Here is a 13,597-nt window from a genome sequence, read left to right as displayed (position 1 = left end):
AGACATTTTACTAGGCCCCATAATTCTCCTGTGGACAGTATTGCTCTGTTTTGACACATTCGCTCAAAGCAAAATTGAAGCCGGGATGGGAGGGTTTGCCATTACGCTACCGGCCTATCCCGGTTCTGAAGATCAAAGTAGCTATATTCTGCCTTTCCCTTATTTTTACTACAAAGATGACCGGATTACCGTGGATAGAGAAGGTTTAGTTGGCAGTTTATTTGAAGGTAACCGTTGGGAAATTGATTTGTCGTTTGCGGGAGGGATCCCTGTGCGCAGTGAAGATGCTGCTGTCAGAGAGGGGATGCCTGATCTTGACTGGACAGCTGAAGCAGGTCCGCGGCTTTTGTACTATTTTTCAGGAACTGAGGAAAGCGACAGTTATTTGCGCGCTCACACCTTTTTAAGAAAGGCCATCGCGACCGATTTTGGTTCGATTGACTCGGTGGGTCTGAAGGCGGGAGTAGGAGGCGAATTCGTGCAAAAAGCCCTGCTCTTCAACAAGGAACTGACGTGGACAAGCAGGCTTACGGTAAATTGGGCCAATGATAAAAACCTCGAGTACTTTTATGGAGTGTCTTCGCAGTATGCGACGTCATCACGTCCTCAGTTCGATACACATTCCGGCTACTCAGGCACAGAGCTATCGTCTGGCATAACGCTCAAATTTGATAATATCTGGCTTGGAAGTTTCATCCGGTATCAGCATTTCTATAATACAGCTCAGGCAGATAGCCCACTGTTGCAGGTTGAATCAAATTGGACTGTCGGTATCGGCCTCGTCTGGGTATTCTATAAAACCTATCGCACTAAGTAAGACTAACCTGCAATGACGAAGGCAATCGATAAACTCGCACCAAACTAAGCATACTTCAAAGTAGTGCACCCCACACATTCAGTCAGATAATCCTCTCCCAATTTTCCACTTTCGTTGTTGACCCGTTGATAGCTGCTACACTTGAATGAATTGAATGGAGGAACTGCATGAGCGACGTAAATTTCAACCACTATTTTGTTGTGAATAATGTCGATACCGTAGTAGACATTATCGAAGTACTTAAGCGCGCAGGAGTTAGCGAAGAACAAATAGGCGTGGTCAGCAGAGACAACGATATTGTACGCGCTGATTTGCCACAAGCTGATCTAACAGAAAAGTCTGCTATTCCGCAATCACTTAAACGCGGCGCGTTACTGGGCTCCGGTGCAGGGTTACTTGCAGGTGTTTTAGTGAGTGTTTTTCCCGTTGCGGGTATTGCTGCTGGCGGCGCTGCTATTGTCGGCATGACGGCGGGTGGTGCGGCATTCGGTTCATGGTCGGCTACCATGATTGGGGTAAGCGAAAGTAGCCCGGTGGTTAAGCAGTTTGAGGACGCCCTGGACAACGAAAGGACGTTGATTTTTTGTGAGCTTAGCGACAGCGAAAAGAATGAAGTCGTAGAGCAGCTGGAGCAGTTTCCCTCATCCCAATATGAGTTTGGTCAGCTTGAAAATAAGCACTAATATGGGTTAAAGCGACAACAGGCTGGTTTGGCATGACAGCCTGCCAGCCCCGAGTCCCAGGCCTTTTTAAAAAAGCGATTCGTTCTGTCAGATATTGTCTACTAATGACCTTGACTGTAACTTTTGCTTGATGAGATGGGTAAGTCATATTGAAAATTTTGCGTAATCTGTTGGTATGAAACTATTCATCAGTGCAGATTTTATTTCATTATTTATTGTGAATATTTTGTTTCTGCTGAAAATTCAAGAGCAAGCCTTAATACTATCGGTTGGCGTGATTTTAAGTGCGTCGCTCTCAAATCTATTAACGTTAAAATTGAAGAAGCTGCCGAAGCCTGCATCCGAGGCTTAAATTTTACTCAATTTATCGATTTAAAATACAGTGACAAAAAATTGTTTGCTGAACACGGAGTAATCGTCAAAGCAAGCTGTTCTCGAAATTTAGCTTTGAGATAAGAAGTAAGTTTGGACTGGCGAGAGCAGTGAATTAAACCCTATAAGACATAATTTTAAAGCGCATCTAAATTTTTTAGGTGTCATTTTCCTATAAACTAATAAGGACATTGATAAAACAATTGGTCTAGAAACCATCTTCGCACGTTATCTTCAAAGGGAAAACAAACTCGTAACGATTCATCTAAACCTTTCCTTATCGTTAACTGAATAATGATAGCTGTCTTCCCAAATATCTTGATAATATGTTAAGAATATTATCAAACCTATATTCGAACCGTTGATGTTGGCAGCGGTTATATCCGTAGTTTTTTCTGAGCCACGACAATAAAAACAAGAAGAGAGAAGCAAGGAAGGTTCATGACTATTTTCACTCTGACCCAGGCCGATAGGCGCTCAAGCGAAAATGAAATCCAGTGTAGCAATATGTCAGTGTTGCCGATTGGAACTCACTACTCATTATTATTCGATCCATTTGTGACCTCACGATCTGGCTCTGCGAATTGGGAGTTTATATGGTATGGCGAGCACAATACGCAACCTGATTTCAAGCGGGTTGAGAGTTTGCTCGAAGCGGAAAGTCTGACTGCGTTATGGGGCATGCGAGGGGTGCTGATTGCGGTAAAAAGAAACCACAATCTAATCTACATTTTTAACGACTGTTTCGGTGCGTTTCCCATATTCTTCAATAATAGTGAAGACTCAAAGAACGCACTTATTTCTGATTCACTTCAACCATTTACAGGCTCCGTACCTGACTGGGTGTCGTTTTACCAATTCTTGTGTTTTGGATACACCATTGGCGGTTACTCCCTATATAAAGACGTGCAAAGGCTTAAGGCTAACCATGGCCTCAAAATAGAAGTTAACGATTCTTACTTTTCTGCACGAAGTTTCCCGTTAAAAAACTTTTGGGTGGGGCGTAATTATGTTTCTACCAGAAGTGTTAATGACCTGATAGATATTGTTCGCACTGAAGCTAACATGTTTGAAGAACCACAACTGATGATGTCTGGTGGCTGGGATTCTAGACTATTATTGGCGGCACTGGAAAAACGAAGGCCCGAACTGTATACCCACGGCGATTTACACAGCAGAGAGATTGCTATTGTGCGGGATATAGCCCAACTTTGCGGGCTCCCGCTTGTGGAGCGGGCATTCGATCCAAGTGGTTTTGATAGTAATTTGTTTCGTCAATATCTGGCACGCAATGAATCGGCGATGTTTACTCACTGGGATGCAGCGGGTCACTATGCACAGAACAAGAATCTGGTGATGACAGCAGGGACATTCGGTGAAATGCTCGGCGGGCATTACGGTACAATCAATGTATTACCGGGTAAAAAGAAATACTTGTCTCTGCTCTTGCATATGATGGGAGTGGGTGGAAAATTTGATCACATGCTGATGCAGCGAGATTCGCAAGTGATTCTTAATTATCTTAAAGTTTCAAGTTACCACGTATTTTGGTTCTTAAATGAGGAACTGCGTGAAGCGCTTAAAAGCAAGAACCTGATCGAAGAGTCAAATCAGCGGCTAGAGGAACTGTTTACTGCTTATCAAAGTCAGGGAATGGATGATATACAGTTAATGTTTGAAAGGTACTACACCGAGCACCGAGGTGGTCAGTACATTAATCGCCAATTGACCAACGCTGCTCGTGGGCTCAATTACCGCAATATTTTTACCAACAAAGATTTGGTTGAAACTGTAGCGTCGATTCCCTTTTCGATGAGAGCACATAACAAACTGAATAAAGCCATCATTCAGAGGTTAAAACCCGAGCTGTTAAAATTTCCTATGGCGGCAACCCTCACAAGCGCCAAACGCCCTCTGTTAATGCAGGAATTATCGCGCGCAGCGAGAAAAGTTGTTGAGGGAAACAGTAGAGCTTACAAATTTTATAGTGCCCACTCGCGTTACGGCGACTGTCGATTTGGATGGAACAATTTTCGCGATATAGTACAACCAGAATGGATAGACGAGTTGATGCCATTGTTATCGCCACATCTATGGGATACCAACAAACTTAAACAAGCCATTGTTAATGGTTCGGGTGATGGCTCTTATCCTTTGTTTGACATGATCTCAAAGGCCATTACGCTGGGTTTCTTCAACCCGGCTGGCAGCGACTCGAATACGCAGAATTTAGCGCACAACTTCTGTGAGCCCACAGGCATATACTAATTCAGCCCAACTAATAAAAAAGAAGTCATTACACATGAAACTTGAGTTTAAACAATTACCTACTGAAGCGCTTCCTGCACTGGCTTGGGTTGCGCAACATACTGCTGGTGCACCAGAGCATCTCGACGTCTTTTGTGGTGAGCTTGTCGAGAAAGGAGACAATTTTGTTGTCGAGGGCGTTTGGCCCGGTGCTTTTACGGAATTAGAGTTTGTGGCTTCAGAACTATTCTATGGCAGTGGCCTTCGCGTGATAGATGACGAAGTATATTTTGTCAGTTCCTGTTCAACTGTTGACCGACTATGGGTACATCAGGATGCTGAGACTATCACGGTTTCTAATTCACTTCCTTGCCTGTTAGCCGCAGCAGATATCGATCTAATTGAGTCAAATTCCAATTATGCCAGTGCCGTCGAAACGATTGTCAAGGGACGCGATTATCAGAAAGATTTTCCGGTATCTCGTGGTACGCTGCAAGTGCACTATTTTGAAAATATATGCCTGACGAGTGGGATGCTTCAAATTAAAGAGAAGGGTCTTAACGTAGAGCCGTTTTTACAGTTTGAGGATTATTCTCGGTTTTTGTATGAAACAGCCCTGGCGATTGGCGATAACGCCCGCGACCCCGCCCGCCGTTTGCCTGTAGAGGTCATTACTACGGTATCTAAAGGCTATGACAGTCCGGTCTCCTCGCTATTGGCGAAAAAGGCAGGCGCGACAAAAGCGCTAACGTTAAAAGCTGCTCGCAGTGTGTTCCCGAGGGAAGACTCTGGAAAAGAGATTGCTGATCTACTTGGTTTGCAGTGCAAAGAATATGTTTTCGAGCGAAAGAATATTCTCGATGAAAAATGGTACTGGGCAGCTAATGGAAGTCTGCAAGACATGAACTTCTCTGTATTTAGTTATCCTAAAGGGCCTTCTGTATTATTCACCGGGTTTAACGGAGATATGGTCTGGTCAAAAGAAAAGAACTTACAAGCCGACTTTCTTAAACGAAAAGATTCAACTGGGTTAGGATTTTGTGAGCATAGACTAGTAAAGGGCGTAATTCACTGTCCGGTGCCGTATTGGGGAATAAGACACGTTTCTGATATTAAAAAGATAAGTAATAGCGATTATATGACGCCATGGTCTGTAGCAGGCGATTACGACAGGCCTGTACCTAGAAGGTTGGTGGAAGAGGTTGGTATCCCACGAACCCATTTCGGTATTCAAAAAAGTGCGACAACTATTGATGATCTTGTACTACTGCCTGTTTCTCCAAAATTGAAAAATGAATATCAAAAATTTCTAAAGCTCAACAATATTCCAACCCAAAAAGTAATGGGGTTTTCACCCATGAGAACAATGGTTGATGTTTGGAGAAGTCTTTTTAGGCAACGAATAATAGATCTGACAAACCCAATTCTAAATCTTTCCGCGAGTAAACGAACATTCGGCTGGGAAGACTATTTGTTTCCGTGGGCTAATCAGTCACTAAAACCCAAAAAACATTTCACCATGCGTGACTCGGAGTAGAGCAAGCTAAGTCAATGAATGTGTGAGCTGTAAAGTGAGCCTCTAATAAGTAAAAAAGAACAATTTGTTTTCGTTTGGTTCATTTGAGTAATATTTTTGCCTGCCAATTTGGTTCAAGGCGATATCGATTTGTGCAGGCAGGTAAAAATTGATTTATCATGCGGGTATTTTTGATGCACTCACGCGCACCTATTAGAATAATCGCGATCTGACATGAACATGCCTTTTAGCTATACCACCCGCTACAAATTAGACCGCAGTCACTTTGCCGAAACCTTTGACCAATCGTTCATTGAGTCCGGTTTTCTGCAACGTTACCTCAAAGCTATCATTCTGTTTTCGATAGGTGCAGTGATGCTCATCTTTACGGATATAACAGCCTATCTCAGTTGGTTTTTTGTTGCGCTTGGCGCATTAGAGGCGGTCAGCGTTCGCTTTAGAAGGCCGTGGTGGCTGGCCCGACAAATGTTAAGCAAAGCGGCTAATAGTGAGCTATCGCTGACAATTGACGATAAAGGTTTGAAGACGACATCGTCTTACGTAGAGAGTACGATTCTTTGGGCGCAGGTCAATCGCATTGAGAAAACAAGGCAGGGATGGTTGATTCATCACCAGGGAGGACGCGCATATGTATCCGACCGTTGTTTATCTGAGGAAGCAAAGCAATTTTTAGCTGAGCTGGACGTAAAGCAAACTTAGCGATGTCCAACTCGCTAAGTTGACCTTGCTTCTCAAGTAATCACTTTAATCCAGCTCTCGTACTGTTAATTTAATTTACGAACTGTAACAGCTTTTTAATTCGAAATTTTGGGGAATCGTCATACGATAACTTAATTCCATGATCAGTCAGCAGCGAACGGTTTTTTTCAGATAACCAACCTGTTCCAAAAAGCTGCTCACTTATAATGCCCCAGTCATGGTTGCCTTCAAGTAAAATCGGGCCATCTGACTGGATCAATACATCCCAGCCTACTGAATTGGCGTCAGGAAGTTTAATTGCAGCGTTAAGGCAGAGTTCGACAGCTTCTTGCCAAAACGGAAGTTGGAAGTTGAAAATGTCTTCGTTGGTATCGGGGTGATTTTTCACGGTTTCTGCGCCAATACGATAAGAATTTCTGCAGTGAACGATTTTACCCGTTTCAATGTCTATCTTGGCGACCATTCCACCGCTTCCAGCGTTACTCACTACTGAACCGACTCTACCTAATCGAGCTGAGGCGCTGGTTAATACGGCTTTGCCGCCAGGATGCACAACCGTTACAATTCTGACATTCACACAGGCGCTGGGAGATAATCTACTCAATTCTGGGTGCTGCTCAACACAGTCTTGAATAAGAAACCCGGAACTTTTTGTGTGAGAAAGCCTCGCTGACAAAAAGTCAATCATGGCACGCTGATCTAGCTGCTTATCTTTGAATTTGAACAGAAGTTCATTATCACCAATCTTTTCAACCTCGACTTTGAAAATATCGTGCCCATTAATTCCATCCACTGGTTTGGCAATGAATTGCGATATTTCTTGATTACGTATCAATTCAACAAGATTTTCCGGAGATCTTAAGGTGTCGCCATTTAAGGAAAATCCAGAAGCCGGATGAAACACTCCATAACACTTAGGAGTGGCAATTTTAGCCTCTCTAAAGTGGAGGAAAAATAACCATTTGTTTTCCAGGAGTGCTATCGACCTGCGACGGTTCAACTTAGGTAAAACCTGATTAAAATAAACTCTTGCAGGTAAGTATTGATGAATCGCGGCCTTTGGTTTGTCACGCATATGAAAACCATATACCCAGTATTCACCCGGTGAGAGCTCTCGCGTTCCTGCTAGCCTGAACATTTCCAAAAATTGAGTGAGCCTGTTTTTAGCACCAGCTTCACCACTTACTTTCCAAAGAACAGCTAAACGCTCTGATAATTCCTTTAAACTTTTCATTAATTTCCGAATGCAAATAACGCTTAAGTATGGAAGAAAAATAATACAAATCGTTATCCGCTGCAATGAGGTAAAAACAAATTAATTTAGTGGATTATATCTGTGATTGCAGACTAATCTCGAAGACGCTTTTAGAAGACAGCATCGCGTTTGAATAGGAAATGTTAAGTAAACCGACAAAGACGGTTGTTTTTACGATATTTCAACAAGATAGAGCCAGTCCTGGTCTCAACGAGAGTTATTTCATGAGGCAAAACATGAGGCGTCGAGCAAACTTTTGGGATATAGGCGCATCATTAACCCGATGGAGCACATGCTCATAAACCTGAAATTTAAATGGATACTGTCAACAGTCTACCCTTCGATTAATGAGAGAAAGCGGGTTGTGAGCTAAAACGTAATGAATAACTTCAGCTGGGAATCGCTCATCAATTTAAAAATGGACGAACAATAACAATGCGGAAGAATAAGCTAAAAAAGATGTACGGGTTTTATTTAATGCTAGACTGTTAATTGCTAAGAAATTGTGCAGCCTCTATTTTTAATTTATCTCAGTCCTGATAAGAAATGTCGACCATTGCCAGAACCTGTATTTTCATTTTTATTCAAAGTAAATTTACTTTAATAATTAAAAGCTATACAGACGGCTTAGACTAGCGTACTATCATCTGGCTTTAAAAAAATAATACCTTATCTGTTACTGCTTTTGCTTTTCTCTTTCTTCTTTAAGTTACTCAAAGTCGATTTAGTATTTACATTTGCTCTATTGGTTAATGTTTTACTCTTTTTATCGCGTTAGCGGTGGATAACCACCAAATTATTAATTAATAAGAGAATTTAAATATGTCTAAATCTGTAAATGGTACAGTAAAGTGGTTCAATGATGATAAAGGTTTTGGTTTTTTAACGCCAAGTGAAGGCGGCAAGGACGTATTCGTTCATTTTCGTTCAATCACCTCTGAGGGATTTAAATCCTTAGTGGAAGGGCAGCAAGTTCAATTTACTATTGAACAAGGCCAAAAGGGTCCACAAGCTTCTAACGTAGTCGCTGTTTAATACCTGTCCGTCCTCGAGGGCTAGCTTGAACTAGCCCTATATATTTTTCCCCTCTTAAATTCTGCTAAAGATTTAACTTCCATTTTTTATTTAACACCAATAATAAGATTAATTATGACGAATACTTTTAATGCTAATAGCATTAATGTGATACCCCCGTTACTAACTATTTCGGTCAATAAGTTCGCTGTTGCGTTTGAAGATAGTAAAGCTAAAAAATATGTGAATTTGGAAAATTCCATCGAAACAAAAAAGTTTGTCTCCTGGCTGCTATCTATTTAGAGAAACAATCAAAAAAAGCTGTAATATTTAGTTAATTATCAAGGTTGAGTCAATTTATCCGCTGTCTGATATCTGTGTTGATCAGGCGTCAGTGAAAAACGGATATTTTACTCACCCATGCCAAACACGAACTTTTCCTTTTTCCCCTGATCTTGACGTTAGCTTAATAAAGTCACATTTACCTGATGTCAGCGCAAACGCATTCGCAAGAAAGTGCAAAAGGCGCAACTAACAATTCGTTTTATAACCATCGGAAGGTGCGAACACTTTACATCCGAACCAAAATAAACCACACTGCGATTACAATAACTGTAGCTGCTTGTAAAATGTTTGAAGAAATCAGTTTCGCGCAAAAACAACGCCTTGCTTTTATCGACTTTTGTCTGCTGTTCAAAGGGGCAATATATCGTCAGGATTTAATAAATCGCTTTCAAGTTGGTTTATCCGCAGGTTCACGTGATTTCAGTCTCTACAAAGAGCTTGTTCCAAATAACCTGTCATATGACTCGCGCGAAAAACGCTACTTTCAGACTTCTGCGTTTAAGCCTTTATTTGAGCATGATGCTAAGCGAACCCTGACTAAACTTGCTAACGACATATCCGATGGTTTCGACGCCATCGGCGATATTCACTTTCCTGTTGAAGCTCCGTCTAGTCTGAACGTTCCAGATATTTTCATTGTTGCACGACTGGTACAGGCAATCCTCAACAACAAAGCGGTAAGTGTTATCTATACCTCATTATCAAGCGGTTCAGGTGCAAGGGAACTGGTGCCACATGCGATTGTCGATAATGGGCTTCGTTGGCATGTGCGTGCCTTCGATCGTAAAAGTCACAGTTTTAGAGATTTTGTGCTAACACGCATTAGTAAGGTTACGATAAAAGATGCACCTGATGAGGATGAATGCGCCCCGAAAGATACCGAATGGCAGCGACTTATTCCGCTTCAATTGGTGCCGCATCCAATGAATGTTGAGCATCCCACCGCCATCGAAATGGATTATGGTATGGAGAACAAACAGCTATTGATTGAAGTGCGCTCAGCAATGGCGGGGTACTTGTTAAGACGCTGGAACGTGGACTGTACTGAGCGCGGTACGTTAAAAGGGGCCGAATATCAGCTTTGGCTGCAAAACCGGTTTACTTTAAATAGTGTGAAAAATCTGGCTATTGCACCGGGGTATGCGTCCTCTTAGAAAGTGGGTTAAAGCTTGTGGAGAAACTTTTTAGCAATAGCAAAGCGTCCTTCGTTATTTAGTATTGATAGCAGGTACAATCACCTGCGTAGCCACCTATGTAATTTATTTTGTTTTTGCAGATCAAACGTTCTTTCATTGAGGTTTTGAAACGCAGCATTTAAGATTCGCCTCCAACTCGCGTTCAAAAAAATTCATACCATGTCTTCTGTTTTTAGGCGTTTAGCCATTCTTTTTATCATTTGGAGCGGCATTGTTACAGGTACACAGCAGTGTGTAGACTGTCATGCAGAAGCAGTCTCAGACTGGCAAACCTCTGATCATGCCAAAGCCATGGCAACAGCAACAGAGCAAACGGTATTGGGAGATTTCTCTAACCAAAGTGTCAATCACTATTCGCAAACAGCCCGATTTTATAAAAAGGATGACGAGTACTTCATTCAATTCGATGAAGGTGGCACTATCACCCAATACAGGGTGAGCTATACCTTTGGTCACTATCCATTACAACAGTATCTCATCGAAACTGAATCCGGGCGACTTCAGGTCTTTCCTTTCGCATGGGATTCACGCCCCGAACAAGAGGGTGGGCAACGCTGGTATCCGATTTACGCTGAGGAAGACGTGACACCTCAGGACCGCCTGCACTGGCTTCAGCCATTGCAAAATTGGAACGGTATGTGTGCTGATTGTCATTCGGATGGCCTCAAGCGAAATTATACTGCCGGTAAGGATCAATTCGATACTAAATGGGACAATATAAATGTTGGATGCCAATCGTGTCATTCCACCATGTCTTCTACCCATTATCGCGAAAAAACTTCCGATAGATCTGACCGCTCGCTGGGAATGACAGCAAATGAACTGGATGGACTGGGAAAGTGGCTACTGAACGATACGGAAAAAGTGGCCCATTGGAAGGGAGAAGCCCGTGATAATCGCTTTATGCAAAATTGTTTTGCCTGTCATTCATTGCGATCTCCGTTAACTGATGGATTTGAAGCAGACAAGCCCTTTCTTGATCAGTTCTCGCCTATTTTATTAAGCCAGCCTTTTTATCATGCTGATGGACAAATTAGTGAAGAAGTGTATGTGTATGGCTCATTTTTACAAAGCAAAATGTTTCGTGAAGGTGTGAATTGCCTCGATTGTCATGACAAGCACACCATGCAGGTGAAAACCGATACGAATGGCTTGTGCCTGCAATGCCATAACAGTAATGAGTACCAAACCAGTAGCCATTTAAATCACCCAATCGAATCTGAGGGGGCGCAGTGTGTAAATTGTCACATGCCTGAAAACACCTATATGGGTGTGGATTCCAGACGCGATCACAGTTTTAAAGTTCCTCGACCTGAACTTACCAAAGAGCTTGGGGTGCCAAATGCATGTAACGGATGCCATCAGGATGAATCTGTAAACTGGGCCATCGAGAAGGTGGCGAAAATGTATGGACACAAGAATCCATTCAGTAGCAATGAAAAAGCGTACATTCGACTGCAGCACGGAGAAATGCTGACGGCAGAACAACATTTGGCGATTATTAATGATGAGTCGTTAAATGAGATATATCGTGCGAGCACCATCGCATTATTACCGAATTCATTTCGAACTCTGAATGATAGTGATATCAAGGAATGGGTTACGTCGGAACTTCCATTGATACGCTTGGCTACGGCTCAGATTGGAAATTTATTGCCAGTTGAGCAACGCCTGAAAACGTATCGCCAACTGATTACTGATGAATATAAGGCGATACGTGTGGAGGCAGTCAGACACCTTGTTGGTGTAGAAGGCATTGAGTTGGCTTCAATAAAAAGTGCGTTTGACGAAATGATGACCGCGAATGAAATCAATTTGTGGCGGGGCGAAGGTGCTCTGAATATGAGTCTAATCCAAATGCAGATGCAACAATACTCCGCAGCCATCCAATCCTTGCGCCACGCTATTGACGTTGACCCCTACTTCGACGTTGCTTACATTAATCTGGCGGATATCTACCGTGCTGTTGGGGCGATACAGCAAGAACAACAAATTCTCGAACAGGGATTAGACGCCGTGCCTGGCTCCGCTACTTTGCATTATAGTTTCGCCATGTTCCGCATTCGTCAGGGGCAAAAACAGGCTGCAGTTGACTTACTTGCTAAAGCAATCAAACTCGAGCCACACAATGTGCAGTTCGCCTATGTGTATTTTATTGCATTGGACGATGTGGGCAAAACGCGTCAGGCGCTGGCGATGTTAAAAATGACACTCAATAAATATCAGAATAATCAGACATTAATTGAGTTAGGTTTATCTCTGGCAAGAAAGCTAAATGACCGCAAAACCTATAATGAATTAATTAAGCTGTTGAGACATTAGCTCTTGTATCCTTTTGCCAGTTTGGGAAAAGCTAATTGAAAAATGGTACAGGCAACGTTCATTAACTAACAATTATTGTAAACAACGGGGAATCAAAGAAATGAAATGGTGTGCGCTACTACTGATGGTAATGTTAAGTTTTTCGACGTACAGCCAAAGTAGTTTTGAGTTTGTTGTCATCCCCGATACCCAGACGTATGTGGAAGAGTTTCCCGATATTTATATGAAGCAAATGAAATGGGTAGCAAGTCAGGGGAAGCGATTTTCGTTTGTCCTACATGTAGGCGATATTACCCAGAACAACTCAGATGAAGAATGGCAGATCGCCAGAAAAGGATTAGCGTTATTAGACGGTAAAGTTCCTTACCATTTGGCTTTAGGCAACCATGATATGGGGAGTCGCCCTGGAAAATTTGCTGATACTCGCAATTCAAGTCTGGCGAATCGTTATTTTTCGTACAATAACTACGCAAAAAATAACAATATTATTGCTTCGTTTCCAGCTAATCAAATCGATAACTCCTGTGCCGAGTATGTACTGATCAAATTAAGCTGGTTAGTCTGTTCATTGGAGTTTGGTCCGCGCGATAAAACCATAGCCTGGGTAAAAAGTGTTATTAAAAACCATCCTCAGCACAGGGTGATTTTTAATACTCATTCCTACCTATATGAAGATAACACCTTACAGGATGGCGATGACTGGTATTTACCGCAGGGGTATGGTGTTGGCAAGGAAGAAGGAGACGAGCAGGTAAATCATGGTGGGCAACTGTGGAACAAATTAGTGAAAAGCACACCTCACAGTATTATGGTTTTTTCAGGGCACATTTTAGGCACCGGGGTAGGTCAGTTAGTTAATCAAAATGATAATGAAAAAAACGTTTATCAAATGCTGGCAAATTATCAGAAAAACGTAAAAGGGGTAGAACGGGGTGACTCTGGATACTTGCGCATTATCAAAGTGGACAAAGCAGCGAATACGATATCTGTTAAAACCTTTTCACCCTGGTTAAACAAGTACAAAACCGACCCGGAACACGAGTTCAGTTTCACTGAAGTGGATTTGTAAAAGAACAGTGTTTTTCAGACAACGACTTCCGCTACGCCGTG

10 protein-coding genes are annotated in these 13,597 nt (G+C 42.3%); 9 read left to right on the top strand and 1 reads right to left on the bottom strand.

The window, feature by feature from the left end:
* The first annotated feature begins 40 nt into the window (after positions 1 to 40).
* The 5 genes from HCJ96_RS15850 (at position 41) to HCJ96_RS15830 (ending at position 6,355) form a co-directional block, all read left to right on the top strand.
* Entirely contained in the window at positions 41 to 817 is a 777-nt protein-coding gene (locus HCJ96_RS15850; protein ID WP_169212066.1) for a MipA/OmpV family protein, read from the top strand.
* A gap of 167 nt (positions 818 to 984) precedes the next feature.
* The gene (locus tag HCJ96_RS15845; protein WP_169212065.1) at positions 985 to 1,500 is read left to right on the top strand and encodes a hypothetical protein; all 516 of its coding nucleotides are present in this window, start codon (positions 985 to 987) and stop codon (positions 1,498 to 1,500) included.
* A gap of 813 nt (positions 1,501 to 2,313) precedes the next feature.
* Complete coding sequence (locus HCJ96_RS15840) at positions 2,314 to 4,140, top strand: asparagine synthase-related protein (protein WP_169212064.1); 1,827 nt, start codon at positions 2,314 to 2,316, stop codon at positions 4,138 to 4,140.
* Positions 4,141 to 4,174: 34 nt separating this feature from the next.
* On the top strand, positions 4,175 to 5,656 hold the full coding sequence (locus HCJ96_RS15835; protein WP_169212063.1) for a hypothetical protein: 1,482 nt from the start codon (positions 4,175 to 4,177) through the stop codon (positions 5,654 to 5,656).
* Between the two features lie 213 nt (positions 5,657 to 5,869).
* The gene (locus HCJ96_RS15830) at positions 5,870 to 6,355 is read left to right on the top strand and encodes a YcxB family protein (protein ID WP_169212062.1); all 486 of its coding nucleotides are present in this window, start codon (positions 5,870 to 5,872) and stop codon (positions 6,353 to 6,355) included.
* Between the two features lie 70 nt (positions 6,356 to 6,425).
* On the opposite strand, the gene HCJ96_RS15825 is transcribed toward HCJ96_RS15830, so the two are convergent.
* Positions 6,426 to 7,589 carry a sugar-transfer associated ATP-grasp domain-containing protein gene (locus HCJ96_RS15825; protein WP_169212061.1) on the bottom strand — a complete coding sequence of 388 codons (1,164 nt, stop codon included), beginning with the start codon at positions 7,587 to 7,589 and terminating at the stop codon, positions 6,426 to 6,428.
* A gap of 843 nt (positions 7,590 to 8,432) precedes the next feature.
* Here HCJ96_RS15825 and cspE point away from each other — a divergent pair.
* From cspE to HCJ96_RS15805, 4 genes are all read left to right on the top strand, one after another.
* On the top strand, positions 8,433 to 8,645 hold the full coding sequence (gene cspE, locus HCJ96_RS15820) for a transcription antiterminator/RNA stability regulator CspE (protein ID WP_169212060.1): 213 nt from the start codon (positions 8,433 to 8,435) through the stop codon (positions 8,643 to 8,645).
* A 608-nt stretch (positions 8,646 to 9,253) separates the two neighbouring features.
* The gene (locus HCJ96_RS15815) at positions 9,254 to 10,123 is read left to right on the top strand and encodes a WYL domain-containing protein (RefSeq protein WP_169212059.1); all 870 of its coding nucleotides are present in this window, start codon (positions 9,254 to 9,256) and stop codon (positions 10,121 to 10,123) included.
* Positions 10,124 to 10,324: 201 nt separating this feature from the next.
* A complete protein-coding gene (locus tag HCJ96_RS15810; protein WP_169212058.1) occupies positions 10,325 to 12,487 on the top strand; it encodes a multiheme c-type cytochrome in 2,163 nt (720 codons plus the stop codon).
* A 100-nt stretch (positions 12,488 to 12,587) separates the two neighbouring features.
* A complete protein-coding gene (locus HCJ96_RS15805; RefSeq protein WP_169212057.1) occupies positions 12,588 to 13,556 on the top strand; it encodes a metallophosphoesterase in 969 nt (322 codons plus the stop codon).
* The last annotated feature ends 41 nt before the right edge of the window (positions 13,557 to 13,597 follow it).

The sequence above is a fragment of the Alteromonas ponticola genome (assembly GCF_012911815.1).
Classification (GTDB): Bacteria; Pseudomonadota; Gammaproteobacteria; order Enterobacterales; family Alteromonadaceae; genus Alteromonas; species Alteromonas ponticola.
This window is presented reverse-complemented; position numbering and strand designations above follow the sequence as displayed.

Coding starts and splice junctions, on each gene's coding strand:
- HCJ96_RS15845 (WP_169212065.1), top strand. CDS start 985: ATGAGCGACGTAAATTTCAACCACTATTTTGTTGTGAATAATGTCGAT.
- HCJ96_RS15840 (WP_169212064.1), top strand. CDS start 2,314: ATGACTATTTTCACTCTGACCCAGGCCGATAGGCGCTCAAGCGAAAAT.
- HCJ96_RS15835 (WP_169212063.1), top strand. CDS start 4,175: ATGAAACTTGAGTTTAAACAATTACCTACTGAAGCGCTTCCTGCACTG.
- HCJ96_RS15830 (WP_169212062.1), top strand. CDS start 5,870: ATGAACATGCCTTTTAGCTATACCACCCGCTACAAATTAGACCGCAGT.
- HCJ96_RS15825 (WP_169212061.1), bottom strand. CDS start 7,589: ATGAAAAGTTTAAAGGAATTATCAGAGCGTTTAGCTGTTCTTTGGAAA.
- cspE (WP_169212060.1), top strand. CDS start 8,433: ATGTCTAAATCTGTAAATGGTACAGTAAAGTGGTTCAATGATGATAAA.
- HCJ96_RS15815 (WP_169212059.1), top strand. CDS start 9,254: ATGTTTGAAGAAATCAGTTTCGCGCAAAAACAACGCCTTGCTTTTATC.
- HCJ96_RS15810 (WP_169212058.1), top strand. CDS start 10,325: ATGTCTTCTGTTTTTAGGCGTTTAGCCATTCTTTTTATCATTTGGAGC.
- HCJ96_RS15805 (WP_169212057.1), top strand. CDS start 12,588: ATGAAATGGTGTGCGCTACTACTGATGGTAATGTTAAGTTTTTCGACG.